16 protein-coding genes are annotated in these 22,713 nt (G+C 69.9%); 10 read left to right on the plus strand and 6 right to left on the minus strand.

The window, feature by feature from the left end:
- Position 1: 1 nt before the first annotated feature.
- Positions 2-2,518 (minus strand): sulfatase-like hydrolase/transferase, encoded by a 2,517-nt coding sequence (locus ACWELJ_RS17715; RefSeq protein WP_452367206.1) that lies wholly within the window; start codon positions 2,516-2,518, stop codon positions 2-4.
- 131 nt (positions 2,519-2,649) lie between these two features.
- On the opposite strand from ACWELJ_RS17715, the gene ACWELJ_RS17720 reads away from it, so the two are divergent.
- Positions 2,650-3,396: a TfoX/Sxy family DNA transformation protein gene (locus tag ACWELJ_RS17720; protein WP_452367207.1), complete on the plus strand. Its 747-nt coding sequence runs from the start codon at positions 2,650-2,652 to the stop codon at positions 3,394-3,396.
- Here the strand turns inward: ACWELJ_RS17720 and ACWELJ_RS17725 are convergent.
- A complete protein-coding gene (locus ACWELJ_RS17725) occupies positions 3,317-4,732 on the minus strand; it encodes a lipase maturation factor family protein (RefSeq protein WP_452367208.1) in 1,416 nt (471 codons plus the stop codon). The genes ACWELJ_RS17720 and ACWELJ_RS17725 overlap by 80 nt on opposite strands.
- Before the next feature lie 280 nt (positions 4,733-5,012).
- Here ACWELJ_RS17725 and ACWELJ_RS17730 point away from each other — a divergent pair, with 280 nt between their 5' ends.
- Positions 5,013-7,286: a sensor histidine kinase gene (locus ACWELJ_RS17730; protein ID WP_452367209.1), complete on the plus strand. Its 2,274-nt coding sequence runs from the start codon at positions 5,013-5,015 to the stop codon at positions 7,284-7,286.
- Positions 7,283-7,930, plus strand: a complete 648-nt coding sequence (locus ACWELJ_RS17735) for a response regulator (protein ID WP_452367210.1) — start codon at positions 7,283-7,285, stop codon at positions 7,928-7,930. The genes ACWELJ_RS17730 and ACWELJ_RS17735 overlap by 4 nt, the downstream gene beginning before the upstream one ends.
- Here ACWELJ_RS17735 and ligD read toward each other — a convergent pair.
- Entirely contained in the window at positions 7,927-8,910 is a 984-nt protein-coding gene (ligD, locus tag ACWELJ_RS17740) for a non-homologous end-joining DNA ligase (RefSeq protein ID WP_452367211.1), read from the minus strand. The genes ACWELJ_RS17735 and ligD overlap by 4 nt on opposite strands.
- A 103-nt stretch (positions 8,911-9,013) precedes the next feature.
- Here ligD and ACWELJ_RS17745 point away from each other — a divergent pair, with 103 nt between their 5' ends.
- Complete coding sequence (locus tag ACWELJ_RS17745; RefSeq protein ID WP_452367212.1) at positions 9,014-10,618, plus strand: FAD-binding protein; 1,605 nt, start codon at positions 9,014-9,016, stop codon at positions 10,616-10,618.
- Positions 10,619-10,992: 374 nt separating this feature from the next.
- Here ACWELJ_RS17745 and xdhC read toward each other — a convergent pair whose 3' ends face one another.
- The 3 genes from xdhC to ACWELJ_RS17760 are packed head-to-tail and all read right to left on the minus strand — an operon-like array spanning position 10,993 to position 15,621.
- A complete protein-coding gene (gene xdhC / locus ACWELJ_RS17750) occupies positions 10,993-11,814 on the minus strand; it encodes a xanthine dehydrogenase accessory protein XdhC (protein WP_452367213.1) in 822 nt (273 codons plus the stop codon).
- Entirely contained in the window at positions 11,807-14,194 is a 2,388-nt protein-coding gene (xdhB, locus tag ACWELJ_RS17755) for a xanthine dehydrogenase molybdopterin binding subunit (protein ID WP_452367214.1), read from the minus strand. Before xdhB ends, xdhC begins: the two co-directional genes overlap by 8 nt.
- A complete protein-coding gene (locus ACWELJ_RS17760; RefSeq protein ID WP_452367215.1) occupies positions 14,191-15,621 on the minus strand; it encodes a xanthine dehydrogenase small subunit in 1,431 nt (476 codons plus the stop codon). The genes xdhB and ACWELJ_RS17760 overlap by 4 nt, the downstream gene beginning before the upstream one ends.
- Positions 15,622-16,037: 416 nt before the next feature.
- On the opposite strand from ACWELJ_RS17760, the gene ACWELJ_RS17765 reads away from it, so the two are divergent.
- From ACWELJ_RS17765 to ACWELJ_RS17790, 6 genes are all read left to right on the plus strand, one after another.
- A complete protein-coding gene (locus ACWELJ_RS17765; protein WP_452367216.1) occupies positions 16,038-17,447 on the plus strand; it encodes a nucleobase:cation symporter-2 family protein in 1,410 nt (469 codons plus the stop codon).
- Between the two features lie 105 nt (positions 17,448-17,552).
- Positions 17,553-18,767 (plus strand): glycosyltransferase 87 family protein, encoded by a 1,215-nt coding sequence (locus tag ACWELJ_RS17770; RefSeq protein ID WP_452367217.1) that lies wholly within the window; start codon positions 17,553-17,555, stop codon positions 18,765-18,767.
- 130 nt (positions 18,768-18,897) lie between these two features.
- On the plus strand, positions 18,898-19,074 hold the full coding sequence (locus ACWELJ_RS17775; RefSeq protein ID WP_452367218.1) for a hypothetical protein: 177 nt from the start codon (positions 18,898-18,900) through the stop codon (positions 19,072-19,074).
- Positions 19,075-19,247: 173 nt separating this feature from the next.
- Positions 19,248-20,702, plus strand: coding sequence for an AIM24 family protein (locus ACWELJ_RS17780; RefSeq protein ID WP_452367222.1), 1,455 nt, complete (start codon positions 19,248-19,250; stop codon positions 20,700-20,702).
- 33 nt (positions 20,703-20,735) lie between these two features.
- Entirely contained in the window at positions 20,736-21,542 is an 807-nt protein-coding gene (locus ACWELJ_RS17785) for a DUF1460 domain-containing protein (protein ID WP_452367219.1), read from the plus strand.
- Positions 21,543-21,792: 250 nt separating this feature from the next.
- Positions 21,793-22,713: N-acetylglucosamine-6-phosphate deacetylase (locus tag ACWELJ_RS17790; protein ID WP_452367220.1), on the plus strand; the 921-nt coding region annotated here is incomplete at its 3' end.

Consider the following 22,713-nt stretch of genomic DNA (forward strand, 5'->3'; position numbering starts at 1 on the left):
GCTAGTTGCGTTCCAGCGCCGCTGCCGCCTCCTTCTGCAGATCGGTGTAGGACTCCTTGCCCACGTCGACGGTGACGTTCTCGATGGTTCCCCCGGTGAAGGTGCCGGGGGTGCGGTACTGGAGGGAGACGCTGTCGCCGCTGTCGTAGCCGACGCACAGTCCGTCACCCGCGAGGGTGAACTTGCCGACCTGGGCCCGCATCGGCCCCTTGTTGACGGGCTGGTCGTCGACGTAGAGGGTTGTGGTGCCGAGGGATTCGCCGTTCGGCCCCTTGCTCTCGCGCGTGAACTCCATGCCGAGGGTGTGTTTGCCCGGGCTCAGCGGCGCGGAGGCGACGAAGTCCTGTTCGGGCTTGATGCCGAGGAAGTTGTACACGTAGTGCAGCGTGCCGTCCTTGACGAACAGGGTGTGCCCGCCGAAACGCGAACCGTGCGCGAAGATCACCCCCTGCGCGTCCGGCGCCAGGTCGACGCTGGCGAGGATCTTGTACGACTTGCCGCGAATATTGACCGCGACGCCCTCGGGCACCGGTGCGGTGTCCGGGTAGTAGACGTAACGGTCGCGCGGCGGCTCGAACTGGGGACGCTGGAGGCCGAGCAGCTCGACGGCGGTGCGGTCGTCCAGCGGCAGGACGTAGTTGTCCTTGGCCTCCTGGTTCCACGCGTTGATCAGTTCCTTCAGCTTGTCCGGGTGCTCGTCGGCCAGATTCTTGGACTCGGAGCGGTCCTCGTCGACGTGGTAGAGCTCCCATTTGTCATCATCGAAGTGGCCCTTGCCGCTGATCGCGGCGTGCAGCGACGAAGCCTTCCAGCCGTCCACCCAGATGCCCCGGGTGCCGAGCATCGCGTAGTACTGGCGCTGCTTCTTGGTGGCGGCGCCGCCGTCGTCGAAGGTGTAGCGCATCGACACCCCGTTGACCGGGTACTGCTTCACGCCCCGGAACTCCTCGGGCATCGAGACGCCGGTGACATCGAGGATGGTGGGCACGATGTCGGTGCTGTGGTGGTACTGGTGCCGGATCTGCCCCTTGGCCTTGATTCCCTTGGGCCAGTGGATGATCAGCGGATCGCAGGTGCCGCCGGAGAACTGCGCGTAGCGCTTGAACATCTGGAACGGGGTGGAGAAGGCCGCGGCCCAGCCGGTCGGGTAGTGGTTGTAGGTGTCCGGTGTGCCGAGCCGGTCGAGGTACCGCATGTTCTCGGCGAGGTCGTCGGGGTAGCCGTTGAAGAATTTGTTCTCGTTGACCGAGCCGTTCGGGGAGCCCTCGCCCGACGCGCCGTTGTCGGCGCAGTAGAAGATGACGGTGTTGTCCAGCTGGCCGGTCTGTTCCAGGTATTGGACGATCCGGCCGACCTGGGCGTCGGTGTACTCGGAGAACCCGGCGAACACCTCGGCCATGCGGGAGAACAGCCGCTTCTCGTCGGCGTTGAGCGAATCCCACGGCCGCACCGCATCCGCGTCCAGGGCAACGTCTTTCGGCAACGGATTGAGCGGGGTCAGCGCGGTGCCCGCGGGCATGATGCCCTTGTCGATCATGCGGGCCAGCACCCACTCGCGATAGGCCTCGTAGCCGTCGTCGAACTTGCCCTTGTACTTCTCGGCGTACTCGGCGGGACTGTGGTGCGGCGCGTGGTTCGCGCCCGGGCAGAACCACAGGTACCAGGGCTTGGACGGATTGCTCGAGCGCTGATCGCGCAGCATCTTGATGGCGTTGTCGGCCAGGTCCTTCGACAGGTGATAGCCCTGCTCGGGACTGTAGGGCTGATCGACGAACCGGTTGTCCTCCACCAGGTCCGGATACCAGTTGTTGGTCTCGCCGCCGAGGAATCCGTAGAACCGGTCGAAGCCCTTCTGCGTCGGCCATTCGGACTTGCTGCCGCCGGAGGAGACGTCTTCCTCGGGAACGTTGTGGTCCTTGCCGACCCAGAAGGTGCTGTAGCCGTTGTCCTGCAGGACCTGGGCGACCGTCGCGCACTGCGCGGGCAGCCGGGCGGCCGCGCCGGGGAATCCATCGGCGCCCTCGGTGATCGACGCGAAGCGGTTCACGTGGTGATTGCGACCGGTCAGCATGGTGGAGCGGGTGGGCGAGCACAGGGCGGTGGTGTGCCACTGGGTGTAGGTGAGCCCATTGTCGGCCAGTCGCTGCAGGGTCGGCATAGTGATGCGACCCCCGTAGGGCGACCACGAGGCCAGGCCGGTGTCGTCGAACAGCACCACCAGCACGTTGGGCGCGCCGTCGGGCGCGTGCTTCAGTTCGAACGGCTTCCAATCCGGCGTGGAATCACGGACATCGAGTTCGACCTTGCCGTCGAACCCCTCGTTGATGCCGGTTCCGTATCCGGGAGGTCCGTCACCGCCGGATTTATCGCACCCGGCGAGGAACGGGACCGCGGCGGCACCGACTCCGGCGGCCGCGAAGCCACCCAGGATCGAGCGCCTGGAGAGTTTGCCACGAGTGGGCTGCGAATCGGAACCGGACGGACCAGGGGACGACTGCTCGTGATTCGACGGCGTCATATCAAGCACGTTAGGCAGCTATCCACAAGATTCGCTGAACAGTTGCCAATGCGAGCCCCGCTGGTAGCCGAAGCGAAACAAACCAACCCCGCCGAAATCCGGTTGATCCGAGGTCACCGCCGGAGGGCACCGTGCGGTGGCAGACCTTCGGGCTGGACCGCACCCTGGAACCGGCCGCCCTGGAGGACCGGTGGAGCCGCTACCACCGCCGGCGGCATCGCGGCCGCGTCACCCGCAGCCACGGGCTCGTCGTACTCACCCCGTCCACCCCCGACGAAGCCCGCGCCTGGGCGCTGAGCGCCATGGGCCTGGAGGCGTCGGGCCCGTACGGCACCGACTACACCTGCCTCGGCCCGTCCGACCGGGGCTATGACGGTGAGATCCAAATCTTCCGCCGCTTCCGGCCGATGGTGTCGGTGGCCGGTCGGGCTCGCGCGCAAGTGCTTTCGCGGCAGGAAGGCCCGGTCGACCCCGACCTGCTGCGCCCGGCCATCTGGCAGGAGGCCGAGATCGTCCGGGGCGAAACACATCTGAGAGTTCGCGTGTGGCGCGACCGCGGCTACGAACCCGGGTGCGCGGCGGCCGCCATGCTGGCCCACGCGGACGTGGCCACGCTCGACGACCTCGCCGCCATCGGTCCCGTCGAGGCCTACCGCCGCATGCGCGCCGCCGGGGTGCCGGGCCTCGACCTGGAGATGCTCTGGGCGATGGAGGGCGCGCTCACCTACCGCGACCGCCGCGGTGTCGGCCCGGAGCGTCGCCGCGAACTGCGTTCCCAGCTCGGTGCGGAGCCCGTGGTCACAGGGGCGGCACGAACGACCCGACCACGTCGCGGACCCACCAGGCGCGGGTTTCGATCAGCTCCCGGGGGCCGGTGAAGCGGTACTCGTAGAGCAGCGCCCGGACGTGGCGGGGCGGGTCGTCCGGGAACGGGTTGCGGCGCACCAGGCGCAGGGTGTCGCGGTCGTTGCGCAGCAGGCGGCGCAGGAAGCCCTCGAACCAGGGGCGGGCGTAGGCGGAGGAGTGGGCCGCGAACCACAGCAGCCAGTCCAGGCGCAGATGGTACGGGGCGAACTGGCGCGGCATGCGGCGCGGGTCGCCGGGCTGGCCCTTGAATTCGTATTCGCGCCACCGGGTGTGGCGGGTGAGCACCGCCTCATCCGTGCCCTCGATGATCACCTCGTAGCGGATGCGGTCGATGACGCCGAACGCGCCGAAGGTGTTGATCAGGTGGAACGGGTTGTAGGACTCGTTCATTCGCTGACGGCTCGACAGCATATTGCGGACCGGCAGATAGCTGAGCGTCAGCGTGCAGGCCGTGAACGCGAATACCAGCACCGTGAACCAGATCGGAGCCTCCGGCAGCTCGTGCCGCTCCGATACCGGAAACACCAGTGCGGCAGCCGAATTCGAGATGGCCGACCAGGCCAGGAAGATGGTCAGCCAGTTGAGCCACGCGAAGTTCCCGGACAGCACCAGCCACGACTGGGTGACGATGATGATCGTCGCGGCGATGCTCGCCACCGGTTGCGGCGCGAAAAGCCCGAACGGCACCACCAATTGGGCCACATGATTGGCCGCCACCTCGACCCGGTGCAGCGGCCGGGGCAGATTGTGGAAGAACCAGCTCAGCGGGCCCGGCATGGGCTGGGTCTCGTGGTGGTAGTACAGGCAGGTCAGATCCCGCCAGCAGTGATCGCCGCGCATCTTGATCAGCCCGGCCCCGAATTCCACCCGGAACACCAGCCAGCGCGCCAGCCACAGCACCAGCAGCGGCGGCGCGACCCGGTCGTTGCCGAGGAACACGGCCAGGAATCCGGCCTCCAGCAGCAGCGACTCCCAGCCGAACGAGTACCAGACCTGCCCCACGTTCACGATCGACAGGTAGAGCACCCACAGCAGCAGCCACACCGCCATGGCCGCCCACAGCGGCAGCAGATCCGCGGCCCCGCACACCAGAGCCGCCGCCACCGCCGCGCCGAACCAGGCCACGGCCGCGAAGAACCGGTCGGAGTAGTAGAGGTGAAAGACGCTCGGCGTCGCCCGGAACGACCGCCGCGCGACCCAGCGCGGAATCGGCAGCATGCCGTGTTCGCCGAGCAGCGCCCGGAACTGCCGGGCCGCCGACACGAAGGCGACCACGTACACGAGCGCCACTCCGCGCGTCAGCACCTGTCGCGCGAGCCAGTATTCCGGTGCGCTGAACCACTCCATCCCGCGCCTCCTGCGCCGGTGTGTCGCCTCAGCTCGGCCACTCCGCTCCTACCCAGAAGCGTAGTCACCTTCCGCGCGCACCGGCCCGGGAGACCCGGCGGCCGTTGACTCCCCGCCCGCCAACGGCCGCGGCCGCGGCAGCGGTACGGACCCGCGCACCCCTTGCCGCGACCTCAACAATGCCCTGGTCGGACCGGTCTGTCTGTCGGGTGTTCGACGGACACCGCGCCCCCGAGAGGGATGGCATGCTGGGGCGAATCCGGTTCGGTACCGTGACCGGGTGCTGCGCGAAGCCGACCCGACCCACGCCGCGGTCGCGCAGGAGGCGACCGGGCTGGCTGTTCGATTCCGGCACGCCGCCTGCCTGTTGCTGACGGTGGTGCATCTCGCGAGTGGGGCGGTCGAGCCCGGGTTGGGGCGGGCGGTCACGCTGCTGCTCGCGGTGTGGTCCGGGAGCCGGCTGTGGGGGCGTCGGCTGGGCCCCGGGTGGACCGCGGCCGATGTCGCGGTGGTGGCCATCTTCCTTCTGGGCACGACCAGTGTGGCCGCGTCCGGGATCGGGACCGGAGACCTCATCGACGTGAAGGTCGTGGCGGCAACGGTGATCTCGGTGGGAATCGCGGAGCGGGTGCGGGTGTCGGCGGCGGCGACCGGCCTGGTCCTGCTGCTGCTCTACTACGCCAATCGCGCGACGCCGGGGCTCACCCCGTGGAACTTCCTCTCCGATCTGGCCGTCGCCTACCTACTGGTGGAATGGCTGCTCGCGGTCGGCGTCCGGCGGGTGGTGCTGGGCGCGGCCACCGTGCACGACCAGACCGTGACCGCCGCCGCCGACGCCCGGATCGCGAGCGAGGTGGCGGCCGCGCGCCGCCGCTACGAACACGAGCAGTGGGCCGTCATGCACGACACCGCCGCGGCCACCCTGCTGATGGTCGGGCAGGGCGCGGCCGGGGACCGGGACCGCATCGCCCGGCAGGCGGCCCGCGATCTGGCCGTGCTGGATTCGGGTATTCCGCTGCCCGGCGACGACACCCGGGCCGACCTGTCGGTCCTGTTGCGGGAGGTGAGCAATGGCTGTTCGACGCCGCTCACCCTGCGCACGCCGGGCCCGCTGCCGGTGCGCGGCACCCTGGCGTGGACGGTGGCGGCCGCCGCCCGGGAGGCCCTCACCAATGTCGATCGCCACGCCCGCGCCACGTCCGTCGACATCGACGCCGGGCCGGGGGCGCTGGTCATCACCGATGACGGCGCCGGCTTCGACGGCGTGCCCGGCGAGGACCGCTACGGCATCCGGCATTCGATCGTCGAGCGTATGCGGGCCGTCGGCGGCGACGCCGAGGTCACCAGCCGCCCCGGCCACGGGACACGGGTGCGGCTGAGCTGGCCGGCCACCGAAACCGCTGCCGCCCAGGAGCACTCGTTCGACGCCCCGGCCGCGGGGATCGAACGGCTGGGCCGCGGTTTCGGCTACGGCATGGTGGGCGTCGCGGTCGCCGACACCCTGTTGCAGTCCGTGCTCACCGAGGCGGCGGCGACACCCCCGGCGGCGGTCAACGCGGTGCTGGTGGCGGTGAACGTGGGATGCGCGCTGGCGGCGCTGCTCCCGCGCCGCCGGGAATCGGTGACGCCGGCGCTGATGGCGCTCGCGATCGGGGCCTCGCTGAGCCTGATCGCCCTGCTACCCGCGAATGCCGTCCTGGCGGGCGCGAATTGGTCGATCGGCGCGACCGGCTGGGCGGTGGTGGCGCTCGGCTTCCGGCTGCCGCCCCGGCTGTCGCTGTCGGCGCTGACCGCCTGGTGGGTGCTGGTGTGCGCGCTGGTCCTGGTCCGGGCGCCGGGCGTGGACAGCCTGCGGGTGCTGGGCTATCACACCGCGGCCATCTTCTTCCTCCAGTTCCTCACCGCCCGGTTCGCCGCGACCCTCGACCGGGTGGCCCGCGACGCCGCCACCCTGCACCGGGAACGCCTGCGCCACCGCACCGCCGACGCGGTCGGCCACATGACCGAACAGGAATGCCTGCGCCGCTACCGCGAACTGCTGAACGAATTCACCCCACTGCTCCGGGGTTTGGCCGATGGCACCCTCGACCCCGCCGAGCCCGCGGTGCAGGCGGCCGCGCGCACCGAATACGCGCGCCTGCGTCGCCTGTTCACCCAGCAGGACGGCCTGGGCCATCCGCTGCTGGCCGACCTGCGCGGCGGCATCGACGCTGCGGAGCGGCGCGGGGTCGCGGTCACCGTCGAAGCCGAGGCGGACGCCCGTCCCGAACCGGGCCGCGAGCTGCCGGACCCGGTGCGCGGGCACCTGGTGGCCGCGACCCGGATCATGCTGGACGCCAGTCGTTCCCGCGCTCGCGTGGTGGTGACCACCGACGCGACCGGCTGCACGGTCAGCGCCCTGGGCGACTGCCCCGCCGACACCGTCGACCGCCTGTCCGCGCTGACCACCACTACCGCCGACCCCACCGGCGGCGTGCATACCGAAGTCGTCACCGCGGGCGAATTACTGTGGGCGCGACTGCATCACCGTTTCGAGCTGGAGAACGCCCGATGATCCGCATCGCCATCGTCGACGACCACCCGCTGATCCGCGACGGCGTGCGCGGCTGGTGCGCCGCCGCCGACCCCCGCCTCGAGGTGATCGCCGACCACGCCGACCCGGCGGCCTTCCTGGCCGCCACCGGCCCCGATCGCGGCGACCTGGACGCCATCGTGCTGGACCTCCAATTCGACCAGCGCGCACCGGATCTGAACGCGCTCGCCACCATCTGCGCGCGCGGCCACCGCGTGGTCGTCTACTCCCAGCACACCGAGCCCCGCCTGGTCCGCGACTGCCTGGATCTGGGCGCGGTCACCTACCTGTCGAAAACCGAAGGCCGCGAACACTTGATCGCCGCCCTGCACGCCGCCGCCGAGGTGCGCCCCTACCTCAGCCCGACCATGGCCCGGGCCATGAGCACCGACGCCGACGACCGCCCGAAACTGTCCCAGCGCGAGCGCGAGGTCCTGCTCGCCTGGTTCCAGACCGAGTCCAAAGCCCTGGTGGCCCAGCAGCTCTACATCACGCCGGGCACGGTCAACACCCATCTGGAACGCGTCCGCGCCAAGTACGCCGCGGTGGGCCGTTCCGCCCCGACCAAGGCCGCTCTGGTCGCGCGCGCCATCCGCGACGGCCTGATCAGCACCGACGAGCTCTAGTCGCGGTCCTCGTCGAGGTCGACGTCGATCTTGTCGCGATCGGCCCAGTCCAGCAGCGGCGCGATGTCGAAGACAGCCTCGTCGATGCCCGCGTGCAGATCGCCGAGGTCGGCGTAGCGGGCGGGAACGGTCTTCATGGTGAAGTCGCCGGGGTGGATGTCGGGAATCTCGTTCCAGCGCACCGGTGTCGAGACCGTCGCCTCGGGCACGCCGCGCACCGAGTAGGCGGCGGCGATGGTGTGGTCGCGAGCATTCTGGTTGTAGTCGACGAACAGGTGCGCCGGATCGCGGTCCTTGCGCCACCACGCGGTGGTGACATCGGCGGGCGCGCGGCGCTCGATCTCGCGGGCGAAGGCCAGCGCGGCGCGGCGCACGTCCTGGAAACCGTATTCCGGCGCGATCCGGACGTAGACGTGTAATCCCTTGCCGCCGGAGGTCTTCGGCCAGCCGACCGCACCCAGCTCGTCGAGCACCTCGTGCACCACCCCGGCCACCCGCCGCACCCGCGACCACGGGCAGTCGGGCATCGGATCCAGGTCGATGCGCCATTCGTCGGGGAGTTCGGTGTCGAAGCGCCGGGAGTTCCAGGGGTGGAATTCGACGGTCGACATCTGCACCGCCCAGATCACGTCGGCGAGTTTGTCCACGCAGAGTTCGTCGGCGGTGCGTCCGTAGCGGGGGAAGTAGAGCTGAACGGTGGGGATCCAGTCGGGCGCGCCGCCGGGCAGCCGCTTCTGATGGACCTTGCCGCCGGGCAGGCCCTTGGGGAAGCGGTGCAGCATGCAGGGCCGGTCGCGCAGCGCGTTGACGATGCCGTCGCCGACGCTGAGGTAGTACCGGACCAGATCCAGCTTGGTGGCTCCGGTCTCGGGGAAGTAGACCCGATCCGGATTGGACACGCGCACCGTGTGTTCGCCGACCGGCAGCTCGATCGCCGGCGCGGCTGACTTGCTGGCCACCCGTCCGACGGTAACCGGCATTCCGGTCAGCCGCGACCGGCTCGCCGCGAACCACCCACTGAACTAGAACAAGTTATAGTTCTCGGCGCTGGGTAATTCTTCGCTCGGGAAGGTGGTCGCAACGGTGCGGACCTGGGACTCTTCGGCCGATGTGGTGGTCGTCGGATACGGCGGCGCGGGCGTCGCGGCGGCACTGGCCGCGCGGGAGTCCGGAGCGGATGTGCTCGCGCTGGACCGCTACCTGGGCGGCGGGGCGACCGCGCTGTCGGGCGGCATCGTGTACGCGGGCGGCGGGACCTGGGTGCAGCGGGCCGCGGGCGTCGAGGACGACGTCGAGAACATGCTCGCCTATCTGCGAGCCGAGGTCGGCGACACGGTGAGCGAGCGGACGCTGCGCCGCTTCTGCGAGGAATCGCCCGCGCTCATCGATTGGCTGACCGGGCACGGGGTTCCGTTCGAGGCGTCGCTGTGCCCGTACAAGACCTCCTACCCCACCGACGACTACTACCTGTACTACTCGGGCAGCGAGAACTCCGGTGGCTTCCGGGAATTGGCGAAGCCGCGGCAGCGCGGGCATCGCGCGCACGGGCGCGGGGTGTCGGGCAAGAAGCTGTTCGGGCCGCTGGCCGAATCGGCCGCGCGGCACGGGGTCCGGGTCCAGACCGGCACCAGGGCAACGAGTCTCGTGATCGAGGACGGGCGGGTGGTCGGCGTCGAGGCCACCACGATCGCCGGCGCGCCCGCGGCCGTGCGGCGGCGGTTCGCGGCGCTGGCCAAGATATCGGCGAAACCCGGTGTGTACCACCAGGGTTCGCGCAAGACCGTGCAGGCACTGCTGGCCCGGATCGAGCGGCGTTACGGTGTGCCGGTGCGCATTCGGGCGCGCTCGGGCGTCATCCTGACCACCGGCGGCTTCATCGCGAACGGCGAGATGGTCGCGCGGCACGCCCCCGGTTATCCCTGGGCCGAGGGCCTGCCGCTGGGCACCGCCGGAGACGACGGCAGCGGCATCGCCCTGGCCCAGGCCGCGGGCGCGGCCACCGACCGCATGGATGTGCTGTCGACCTGGCGGTTCATCGCCCCGCCGAGCGCCTTCTTCGGTTCGATCGCCGTGGATGCCAACGGGCAGCGCATGATCGACGAATCCCGCTACGGCGCGGCGCTGGGCGCGGCCATCGCGACCAGCCCCGGCCATCGGGCCTGGCTGCTGGCCGATGCCCGGCTGCTCGCCGAGGCGCGCCGCCAGCTGGCCGAGCAGTCGGTGTGGTTCCAGCGCATGCAGGCCGAGCGGCTGCTGCGGGTGGGCAGCGTGAGCGGCCGGACCGTGGAGGAGGTCGCCGCCCGGGCCGGGATCGAACCGGCCGCGCTACGCGAGACGGTGGACGCGCACAATCGCGCCATCGAGCAGTCGCTGCCCGATCCGATGGGCAAGCCCGACGATCTGCGCCGCCCGCTGCACTCGGGACCCTTCACGCTGCTGGACATCTCGTTCAAGGCGCGGCTGACCTATCCGATGCCGATGCTGACCCTGGGCGGCCTGGTGGTGGACGAGGAGACCGGTGCGGTCCGCACCGAATCCGGCGCGGGGATCCCGGGTCTGTTCGCGGCGGGCCGGGCGGCCGTGGGCGTGTGCTCGAATTCGTACGTGAGCGGTCTGTCGCTGGCCGACTGTGTCTTCTCCGGCCGGCGCGCGGGCACCCACAGCGTGGAGCTCGCCGCCACTCACTGACGGGTGCGGGCGGGTCCCGAATTTTCCCGGCACACCGCTTACGCTGCGAGAATGCCCGACGACGACACCACCGCCCTGGGCCCCTCACCCTGGGGATCGCGCCTGCTGGGTTCGGCCGAGGAGCAGTCGCACCGGCGTCGGGTGCGGGTGCAGCTGCTGGTGACCGCGGGCCTCACGCTGGCCAATCTGGTGGGCCTCGTCGTCGCTCTCGTGCTGATGGTGTTCGTGCTGGGTTCGGGCACCCCCGTGGCCCTGCTGATGGCGGTCGCGGTGCTGGCGCTGGCGGGCCGGACCGTGAGCACCGAGCGGCTGGCGGTCTGCGTGCTGGCCATCAGCGGCGTGCGCACCGCACCCACCGGTGACCGCCTCCGGGCTCAGTCCGCAGACCCGGTTTCGAAGGCGCGCAACAGATCCGCCGCCACACTGACCGCGATGACCGCGGGCTCCTTGCCGGTGATGTCGGCCAGCCCGATCGGAGTCTTGATGCGCGCCAGCGCTTCCCGCGGATGACCCCCTTCGGTGGTGAGCTGCTTGGTGAAGCGCGCCCATTTGGCCGGGGATCCGATCAGCCCGATGGTGCCGAGTCCGTCGGTGCGCAGGGCGGCGTCACAGAGCGCGACGTCCTCGGCGTGATCGTGGGTCATGATCAGGATGTGGGCGCCGGGCGGCAGCCGGCTCAGCACCTGCTCGGGCAGCAGTGCGACGCGGTGGGTGTGGATCACGGCGATGGCGTCGTCCAGGGCCGCGAGCCGCCCGGCGGTGAGCATGTCCGGCCGGGTGTCGATCAGGTGCAGGTCGAGTTCGTGGCGGGCCAGGATGCGAGCCAGTTCCAGTCCCACATGGCCGACCCCGAAGATCGCGACGGCCGGGGGCACCGGCAGCGGTTCGAGCAGGACGGTGACCGTGCCGCCGCAGCATTGCACGCCGTGCTGGTTGACGACCTTGTCGTTGAGGGCGAAATCCATCAGCTCGGGCTCCGCCGGCGGCTGGGCGATCAGTGCACGGGCCCGTTCGACGGCGACGGCCTCGACATTGCCGCCGCCGATCGAACCCCAGGTGTCGGCCTGTCCCACCACCATTTTCGCGCCCGCGCGGCGCGGCGCGTGACCGCGCACCGCCGCCACCGTGACCAGCACACCGGGTTCCCGGCGTTCGCGCAGTCGCGCGACGGCCGTCACCCAGGTCAGGTCAGGCACCGGCGGGCACGCTTTCCCCGGCGGCGAATTCCCCTGTCTCCGCGCCGGATTCGCCGGCCCGGCGGGCCGCGTCGAGCGCCCAGTACACGGCCTCGGGGGTGGCGGGCGCGGCGAGCTCCACGCTCACGCCCGGCGGCCCGAAGGCGGCGGCCGCCTGCCGCAGCGCCTCGCGCACCGAGAAGGCCAGCATCAGCGGGGGCTCCCCGACCGCCTTGGACCCGTACACCGCGCCCTCCTCGTGGGCGTGCGCCAGCAGGCTGACATTGAACTCCTCGGGCATCTCCGAGAAGCTCGGCAGCTTGTAGGTGCTGGCGGCCTGGGTCAGCAGCCGGCCGCGTCCGGGCCCGTCGCCGGTGTCCCAGCGGATGTCCTCGAGGGTCAGCCAGCCCGCGCCCTGCACGAAACCGCCTTCGATCTGGCCGATGTCGACCAGCGGGGACAGGCTGTCGCCCACGTCGTGGACGATGTCGACGCGGCGGACGCGGTAGGCGCCGGTGAACCCGTCCACCTCCACCTCGGTGGCCGCGGCCCCGTAGGCGAAGTACTTGAACGGTGAGCCGTGCATGGTCTCGGCGTCCCAGTGCAGGCCCTCGGTGCGGTAGAAACCGGCCGCCGACAACTGGACTCGCTGCAGGTAGGCGGTGCGCACCAGATCGTCCCACGCGACCTCGGCACCGGACCCGAGGGCGCGGGCGACACCGTCGGCGATGCGGATATCGGAGGCGTTGACGCCCAGCCGCGTCGCCGCCACCCGCGACAGCCGCTCCCGCAACTGCTCGCAGGCGTTCTTCACCGCCGCGCCGTTGAGGTCGGCTCCGGAACTGGCCGCCGTCGCGGAGGTGTTGGGCACCTTGTCCGTTCGCGTCGGCGCCAGCCGCACCTTGTGCAGCGGGATGCCCAGTGTGGTGGCGGCCACCTGCAGCATCTTGGTGTGCAGCCCCTGCCCCATCTCGGTGCCGCCGTGGTTGATCAGCACCGACCCGTCCTTGTAGATCAGCACCAGCGCCCCGGCCTGGTTGAAGGCCGTCAGGTTGAACGAGATGCCGAACTTGACGCCGGTGACCGCGAGCCCGCGCTTGACGTGCCGATGCGATGCGTTGAACGCCGCGATCTCCCTTGCGCGGGAGTCGATCTCACCGTTCACCAGCACCTGATCCCAGGTCTCGGTGATGCGCTCGGCGTGGCGCACCTCCTGCCCGTAGGGCGTGGACTGACCGGGGCGATAGAAGTTGCGGCGGCGCAGCTCTCGCGGATCCAGGCCGAGCAGGGGTGCGCACCGCCCGAGCAGGTCCTCGATCACGAGCATGCCCTGCGGCCCGCCGAACCCGCGGAAGGCGGTATTGGACGGCTTGTTGGTCTTGGCGATGCGACCGCGGAAGCGGGCGTGCGGAATCGAGTACAGATTGTCGACGTGGCACAGCGCGCGGGCCAGCACCGGCTGCGACAGGTCCAGGCTCCAGCCGCCGTCCGAGGTCAGCGTGGCGTCGAGGGCCAGGAGGTGCCCGTCGGCGTCGAACCCGGCCCGCCAGCGCGCGTGGAAGCCGTGCCGCTTGCCGGACATGGTCAGATCCTGGGTCCGGTTGAGCCGCAGCCGGACCGGGCGTCCGGTCAGGGTCGCGCCGAGCGCGGCGATGGCCGCGAAGCCGTGCGGCTGCATCTCCTTGCCGCCGAATCCGCCACCCATGCGCAGGCATTGAACGGTGACCTCGTGATTGTGCAGCCCGAGCACGTGGGCCACGATCTCCTGGGTCTCGGAGGGATGCTGGGTGCTCGACTGCACGAACACCTGCCCGGCCTCGTCGACCTGCGCCAGGGCGGCGTGGGTCTCGAGATAGAAGTGCTCCTGGTCGGAGAAGGTGAGCTCCCCGGAGAAGACGTGCGCCGAGGCGGCGAATCCGGATTCCAGGTCGCCACAGCGGACCTCGGGCTGCGCGCCCTGGAAGCTCCCGGCGGCCTCGGCCTCCGCGATGGTGATGATCGACGGCAGCGGTTCGGCGTCCACCTCCACCGCGGCCGCGCCCAGCCGCGCGGCTTCCAGGGACTCCCCCAGCACCCAGCACACGACGTGGCCGTGGAAGCAGACCTCGTCGGGGAACAGGGGTTCGTCGTGCTTGACGCCCGCGTCATTGACGCCGGGCACGTCCGCGGCGGTGAGCACCCGCACCACGCCGGGCACCCGCAGCGCGGGCTCGGTGCGCAGCGCGGTGATCCGCGCGTGCGCGTGCGGGACCTGCACCGGGTAGGCGTGCAGCACATCCTTGGTGCGGTACACCAGATCGTCGGTGTAGAGCGCGGCCCCGGTGACGTGCAATGCGGCGCTCTCGTGCGGGAGCGCGATCCCCACGACGGGGTTGTCAGGTCGCTGTGACAGGTGGCTCATGACAGCACCCCCGCGGTCTCGGTGGTGTCGGAGAACAGTTTTCGCAGGCTCTCGCCCAGCATGGCGCTGCGATAGCGCGCGCTGGCGCGGTGATCGTCGAGCGGTGTGCCCTCGCCGCGCAGGACGTCCGCGGCCTCGGCGACGGCCGATTCCGTCCAGGGCCGCCCTTCGAGGGCCGCCTCGGTCGCGTAGGCGCGCACGGGTGTCGCGGCCACACCGCCCAACCCGATGCGGGCCCGGCGCACCACGCCGTCATCGATATCGAGCGCGAAAGCCACTGCCACACTGGAGATATCGTCGAACCGACGCTTGGCGATCTTGTGGAAGGCGGTCACGGGCGCGAGCGGCAGCGGGATGCGCACCGACCGGATGAGCTCGCCCGGCCGCCGCACCGAGGTCCGGTAACCGGTGAAATAGTCGGCCAGTGCGACCTCACGCTCCCCCGCCGAATCCGCCAGCACCACCGAGGCCTCCAGGGCCAGCAGCACCGGCGGCGCGTCGCCGATCGGCGATCCGGTGCCCAGGTTGCCACCGAGGGTGGCGGCATTGCGGATGAGCCGGGAGGCGAACTGCGGGAACAACTCCGACAGCAGCGGCACTCGTCCGGCGAGCCCGCGTTCGAGCTCGGAGAGGGTGCGGGCCGCGCCGAGTTCGATGCGATCCGGTCCGATCACGACCTCCCGCAATTCGGGGAGCCGGTCGATGGCCAGCGTGTAATCCGCCCGCCGCCCACGGATATTCGCCTCCACGCCCAGATCGGTATTGCCGGCGAGCACGGTGCCGTCCGGGTGGTCGCGCAGCAGTCGCAGCGCCTCGGCCAGGGTCGCGGGCCGGACGAATCGCCGCCCATCGGAACTGAAGTCGGTCGCCACCGGTTCCGGCGCGTCGGCCTCCCGCCGCCGGGCCAGGGCGTCATCGTCCGCCGGTGCGCCGACCGCGTAGGCGGCGTCGCGGATCGGCCGGTAGCCGGTGCAACGGCACAGGTTCCCGCTCAGCGCGTGCAGGTCGAAGCCGTTGGGCCCGGTCTCGCCGTGCGCGCACACCTCGTCCGTGGCCGTCCGATCCGGCCGGTAGTACTCCGCGGCCATGCTGCACACGAATCCCGGTGTGCAGTAACCGCATTGCGACCCTCCCCGCACCGCCAGCTCCCGCTGCACGGGATGCGGCGCAGCCGGGCTGCCCAGCCCCTCCGCGGTGACGATCTCCTGCCCCGCCAGTGCCAGGGCCGGGGTCAGGCAGGCGTTGACCGCTACCCATTCGGTCGGTTCGATCGTGCCCGGCCGGGCCACCAGTACCGAACACGCGCCGCATTCACCCTCCGCACAGCCTTCCTTGCATCCGGTGAGTCCGTGCTCCCGGAGAAAGTCCAGCAGGATGGTGTGCGTCGCCGCGGGAGAAATCGGTGTCGATTTTCCGTTCACCGTCATGAAAATTGCCATTGCCGGCCGCTTTCGTCGTCGAGTGCACTATCCAGTGTCGGCGGATCAATTCCGCTCGTCGAGAAAGCCTGCTCAGCAGCCGTGGGCGACGCGCCCGGGCACCCACACCGTGCGATGGGCCAGGCGACGCAGATCGGAGTTGGTGAACATCCGCTCGCCTCCTGTCTGTGACCACGGGTTATATGACCCGAACCTACGTCGCGGCGGGATATTCGGTCAACACGGGACACCACCGACCGGGTGATTCTGTAGGAAAATACGAGGGCAGCCGGGAGGCACGCCGAACCGGCTGGACAATCGAACAATCCGCTGCGGAGCCGGTATTCACTGCGCCATCATTCGGTTCGTGGTCGCGGCCTCCCCCGGGCCGGTGATCCACGTGTTCCAGGAGGCTTGTCATGCAAATGCGCTTTCTCGCAAAAGTGCGCCCCTCCCGTAAATCCGAAATCGATGCCGCCACCGGACTCGTGAAGGCCCGCCATCCGGTCGATGAGATACCCCCGCCGCCCAAGTTGTTCCTGCTGGGCCTGCAGCATCTGGCGATCATGTACGCCGGCGCGGTCGCGGTGCCGCTGCTCGTGGGCGGGGCGCTGAAACTCCCCGCCCACACCATCGCCCTGCTGGTCAATGCCGATCTGCTGGTCTCGGGCATCGTCACCGTCATTCAAGCGGTCGGGATCGGCCGCGTTCTGGGTGTCCGGCTACCGGTGGTCGCGGGCGCGACCTTCACCGTGGTCTCGCCCATGATCCTGATCGCGCAGCAGTTCGGCGGCGGCGAGGCCGGGCTGCCGACCGTGTACGGCGCGATCCTGGTCTCGGGCGTGTTCGGTTTGCTCATCGCCCGCTTCTTCGCCATGGTGGTGCGCTTCTTCCCGCCGCTGGTGTCGGGCTGCGTGATCTGCGTGATCGGGTTGTCGCTGATCGGCGCGGACGCCGGGCTGATCGCCGGGGACGACCCGAAAGCCGCCGACTACGGCCAGATCTCACATGTCGCGCTGGCCGGTCTGGTGATCGCCCTGATCGTGGTGATCCACCGGTTCGGCCGCGGTCTGGTCAGTCAGCTGGCGGTGCTGATCAGCGTCGCGATCGGCACGCTGGTCGCGGTGCCCATGCATCTGGTGGACATGTCCGGGGTCGGGTCGGCGGGCTGGTTCGCCGTGTCCAGGCCGTTCATCTTCGGCGCGCCCGAGTTCCATCTGGGCGCCATCATCTCCATGTGCGTGGTCATGCTGGTGACCTTCACCGAGTCCACCGCCGATATGGTCGCCGTCGCCGAAATGGTCGACAAGCAGCTCGAACCGCCGGATCTGGCGCGCGGCCTGGCCGCCGACGGCTTCTCCGCGGTGCTGGCCGGATTCATGAACTCCTTCCCCGACACCGCCTTCGCCGAGAACGTCGGCCTGGTCGGCCTGACCGGGGTGCGCAGCCGCTGGGTGGTCGCGGCCTGCGGCGGCATGCTGGTCGCCCTGGGCCTGGTGCCGAAGGTGGGCAGCGTGGTCGCGGCGCTGCCGGGTCCGGTGATCGGCGGCGCGGCCACCGTCATGTTCGCCATGGTCACCGCGGTCGGCCTGCGCATTCTGCACAAGGTCCAGTTCGAGGGCACCAGCAATATGCTCATCATCGCGGTCACCCTGTCGGTGGCGCTGCTGCCGGCGGTCGCCCCGAACATCTACAAACAGTTCCCCACCGACTTCCAGATGATCGCGGGCAGCCCGATCACCTCGGCGGTGATCGTGGTCTTCGTGCTGAACCTGGTCTTCAACCACTGGGGCGCGGGGAAACGACGGGTTCCGCCGGGCGGAACCGCGGTGTGACGAAACCACCCGACCCGGCCGGTAGGGTTCAACACATCCGGGAGGGGGTATCGCACATCTGAGGTGGGTTGGGTGTTGATCGGTGCTAAAACGAAAGACCGTGCGGTGGCGAGCGATTCCGGCGCGCCACCGCGTCCGTGGAATCGGACGACGGCGTGGGTGCTGACCTGCGGCGCGGCGCTGTCCCTGGCACTGGTCTTCACCACCGTCGACCCCTGGCTCGATCAGGTGGGCTTCCTGGCGGGCGGATTCGATGTGCACGTCTACCGCGACGGCGCGTGGAAGATCTACAACGGCCATCCCCTCTACACCGAGACCACCCATCGCGGACTGTCGTTCACCTACACCCCGTTCTCCACCCTGAGTTTCCTGCCGATGCTGGCCATCCCGTGGGCCTACGTCACGAATACCTGGCTGGCACTGAATATTTGCGTGCTCTACGGGTGCGTCCTGTTGTGCTGGCGGATGCTCGGTTACCGCATGACATGGCAGCTGGCCGGGCTGAGCGCGCTGCTCACGGCCACCTGCGTGTTCCTGGAGCCGGTGCGCACCACCCTCTACTACGGTCAGATCAACCTGGTGCTGATGGCCTTGATCCTGTGGGACTTCTCGCGCCCGCCGCACAGCCGGATCCGCGGCGTCGGGGTGGGGCTGGCCGCCGGGATCAAGCTGGTGCCGCTATATTTCGTCGCGCAGTTCGTGGTGCTGCGGCAGTGGGGCGCGGCGGTGATGGCCGCGGCCACCTTCGTGTTCACCATCGGCCTCGCCGGGGCGGTGCTGCCGGCCGATTCCCGGCAGTACTGGACCCGCACGTTCTTCCAGTCCGATCGGATCGCCCCGGATACCCAGCCCGCCAACCAGTCCCTGCGCGGCACGATCGCGCATCTCACGGGCGGCCAAGTGCCGCAATGGCTGTGGCTGCTGCTCGCCGCGCCGGTGGCGATCGCCGGGTTGCTGCTCGCGGCCGAGCTCTATCGGCGCGGCGAGAAGCTGCTGACCGTCACGCTCGCGGGCCTGACCTCGTGTGTGGTGTCGCCGTTCTCCTGGAATCACCACTGGGTGTGGTTCCTGCCGCTGTTCGTCTACCTGGTGCATCGCGCGGTGTCGGACCCGCGCTGGTGGGCGGCCGCCGGTTCCCTCTACCTGGCGACCGGCGCGTGGGCCTATCACTGGACCGATACCTGGGTGGTGGTCGGCTGGTTCCTGTTCCCGCCGTCGTGGCCGATCTCCCCGATCCTGTTGAACTGTTACGTCTTCGTGTACGTGGTGATCGCCGGCGGCCTGATCGCGTCCTCACGGCGTGCCCGTGACACCCATTAAGCAACCGACCGGTCGGCAAACCGGCCGCATCCGTTACGCAAGAGTGCCCGGACCTATATCCGAAACAGGCCAGGAGTGGGAACCCCTCTCCCGCATACCCTTCGCGGAAGCGATGACAGAGGAGGACGCCATGACCGAGCCGATGTGCATCGATTGCTGGCGGCGTGACAACCTCACCTTCACCCAGCGGCTGGACCCCGCCTACATCAAGCCGGGTCCCAAATACCGGTGCGCACTGCACCGGGCCCAGTACGAAGCGGACCTGCCGCGCACCGACCACACCGAGCGCACCGACCGCGCGGCGTGACGACGCACCGGCGCCACGCTGACTCGGGGTGACCCCGGATGGCCGTGGCGGCCGAGTTTCGACACACTGGATGCCGTGAATCGTCTATCGCCCGAACGGGTCCGCGCCGCCCGCGGAGGACACCGGTGACCGCCCTCGCGCGCGGCGAGAACCGGCCCGCGCCCGCCGACCGGATGACGGTCACCGTCACCTGCTCCGTCGCGGTGGATGTATCCGCGCTGCTCCTGGGCGCGGACGGGCGGGTCAGGTCCGACGGTGACTTCATCTTCTTCAACCAGCCCGTGGGTCCGGGCGTGGTGTACCGGCACGGCCGGGGCGCGGGCGACATGGTCGACGTGGTGACCGCCGCGGTGCCGGCGGACGTGGACAAGATCGCCATCACCGCCAGCCTCGACGGCAGCGGGCCCGCCACCTTCGCCGGGGCGGGCGCGCTGACCGCCACCATCGGATCCGACGCCGGCACACTGACTTTCCCCATGAGCGGCCTGACCAGCGAGGCGGCCGTGGTGTGCGTGGAGATCTACCGGCGCGGCGACGGCTGGAAGGTGCGCGCCGTCGGCCAGGGGTACGACGACGGGCTCGCGGGGCTCGCGGCGGCTTTCGGCGTCAATATCGACGACGATCCGGAACCCGCCCCGGCTGCCCAGCCGACCACCTTCGCACCGCCACCCCAGCCCGCGGGTTACCTGCCGACGCAGCCCAACCCGGCGCCGCAGCAGCCGATGCCCACCATGCCCGCGCAGCCCTACCCGCAGCCGGTGCCGCCGCAGCCCTATCAGCAGCCGGTGCCGCCGCAACCGATGCCCACTGCCCCGCAATCCTTCTCACCGCCCGCGTACCCGCCCGCGGCCCCCGTTCCGAATCCACCAGCATCACAAGGAGTTCCGCCCGTGCAGAGCGAGCTGTTCAATCCGCAACACGCCGAGGTCAGCGGTTTCGGCATCCAGAAGCAGGGCGGCAAGATGATTCGCGTCGCCGTGGACGGGGAGACGCTGGCGCGCGCCGGGTCGATGGTGGCCTATCAGGGTGATCTGCGGTTCAAGGCGCTCGGGTCCGGCGGGATCGGGCGGGCCATCCAGCAGCGGCTGACCGGTGAGGGCGTGCCGCTCATGCAGGTGCAGGGGCGCGGGGATCTGTTCCTGGCCAATGCCGCCGCCGATGTGCACGTGGTGGACCTGGACGGCACCGACGGGCTGACTATCAACGGCGCGAACGTGCTGGCCTTCGATTCCTCGCTGTCCTACAACATCCAGCGGGTGCAGGGCGCGGCCGGGTACGCCAGCAATGCCGGGTTCTTCAACTGCGTGTTCACCGGTCGCGGCCGGATCGCCATCACCACGCACGGCCAGCCGGTGGTGCTGAACGTCGATCAGCCGACCTACGCCGACCCGCAGGCGGCGGTGGCCTGGTCGTCGAGTCTGCAGACCGGGATCAAGCGCAACGACTCCATGGGTTTCGCCCGCCTGATCGGCCGCAGCACCGGTGAGGGCCTGACGCTCTCGTTCTCAGGTCGGGGTTTCGTGATCGTGCAGCCGTCGGAGCTGCCGCCGGGCGGATTCATCGGCGGGACCGGCGGCGGGCAGGAAGCCGGACAGCAGGGTGGCCTGCTGGGCGGACTGCTGGGGTAGCGTCGGGGGCAGTCTCGTTCCGAGGGAGGGCTCGTGCGCACACTGACCCGGGTACTGCTGATGCTGGTCACGCTGGTCTCGGCGCTGGCACTGGTGCCGTCGCAGGCCATGGCGGGGCCTGCCGAACCGGCGCTGGACGAGTCCACCTCCCGGCAGCTGGACGAGCTGCTCGCGCTGCGCAACTCGATTCCGGGCGCCCGGACCGAGGCGATCGCGCAACTGTCGAGCCGCTTCCTGGGCACCCCGTACGGGGCGAACATGCTGATCGGCTCGGCCACCCGGGCCGAGCAGCTGGTGGTCGACTTCCGCCGGGTCGACTGCTTCACCTACCTCGACTACGTGGACGCGCTGAGCCGCTCGGCCGACCGCGCCCAGTTCGTGCGGAACCTGGTGGCCACCCGCTACGCCGATTCCCGGGTGGAATTCACCAGCCGCAAGCACTTCTTCACCGATTGGGCGACGGTGAACCGCGTCGCCGCCACCGATATCACGCGCGGCCTCACCCCCGCCGCGGTCACCGTCACCAAGCACCTGAACGCGAAAGCCGATGGCGGCACCTATCTCCCGGGCCTGCCGGTGGTCGACCGTGACATCACCTTCGTTCCGGCCGCGGCGGTGGACAACGCGGTGATCGGCAATCTGCGCACCGGTGATTTCCTGGGCGCGTACACCGATGAGGCGGGTTTGGACGTCACGCACGTGGGTATTTTCATCGCCACCCCGAACGGTCCGATGTTCCGCAACGCGTCCTCGCTGGCGGCGAACGAACAGGTGGTCGACACCCCGTTGACCCAGTACCTGACCACGGTTCCGGGCTTGGTGGTGCTGCGCCCCATCTGAATCGGGTGGCGCCCGATTCGATGGGTGCAGGCGCAGGCGGCGCCCCTCAATTCGCCGTCTGCGGAATCGAAAATGGAGCGGAGAGTGGAATTTCCGGGCCGAGCGATTGATATCTTTCGAATCTAACGCGGCGGCCGCCCGAATGTGATTCGTTTGGGACAGGAAGATTCGTTTGGACAAGAATTGACAGGACCGAACACCCGGCGCACCGTTCCGCGATCGGTCATTCTGAGCTGATGGGTGTGGCGTGATGGCTGACGCGGCAACAGGTCTGGCGAGCGGGCGGCGGGGTCTGGAACTGCGCGGCCGCGTGGTGAGCCGCGCGGGTGTGCTCGAGGACGGCGTGATCACCGTGCGGGGTGAGCGGGTGGCCGCGGTTCGGCCCGCCACCGAATGGGCCACCACGCATCGGGAATTGCCGCCGGTGTACGCGGGCACGGTGGTGCCGGGCCTGGTCGACATCCACACGCACGGCGGTTTCGGGCATCGCTTCGACACCGAGGACGCGGCCGAGGCGAAGGCGGCCGCGGCGTTCCACCATCGGCGCGGCTCCACCAGCGTGCTCGCCGGCATCGTGACCGCCGCTCCCGACACCATGGTGGCGCAGGCGGCCATGCTGCGCGGCCTGGCCGCGGACGGCGTGATCGCGGGCATCCACATCGAGGGCCCTTTCCTGTCCCGGACCCGCTGCGGCGCACACGATCTCGGTTATCTGACCGATCCCGACCCGGAACTCATCGACCGCCTCCTGAACGCCACCGACGGGCAACTGCGGGTCATGACCCTGGCCCCCGAACGCCCCGGATTCGACACCGCCGCCAAACAATTGGCCGACAGCGGGGTGGTAGTGGCGGTCGGGCACAGTGATTCGAGTTTCGACCGCTTCCGGTCCGCGCTGAGCCCGCAGGGCTGCGGCACATTGGTCACCCATCTCGCCAACGGCATGCCGCCGCTGCATCACCGCGCGCCCGGCCCGGTGGCGGCGGGCCTGGTGGCGGCGGCCCAGCGGCAGGCGTTCGTGGAGGTGATCGGCGACGGCGTGCACGTCGACTCCGGTTTCGGCGCACTCGTTTTCGCCACCGCCCCCGACCGCGTGGTGCTGGTCACCGACGCCACCCAGGCCGCGGGCATGCCGGACGGCCAGTATCGGCTGGGGCCGCGCCCGGTGACC

The sequence above is a fragment of the Nocardia sp. NPDC004582 genome, from assembly GCF_053602115.1.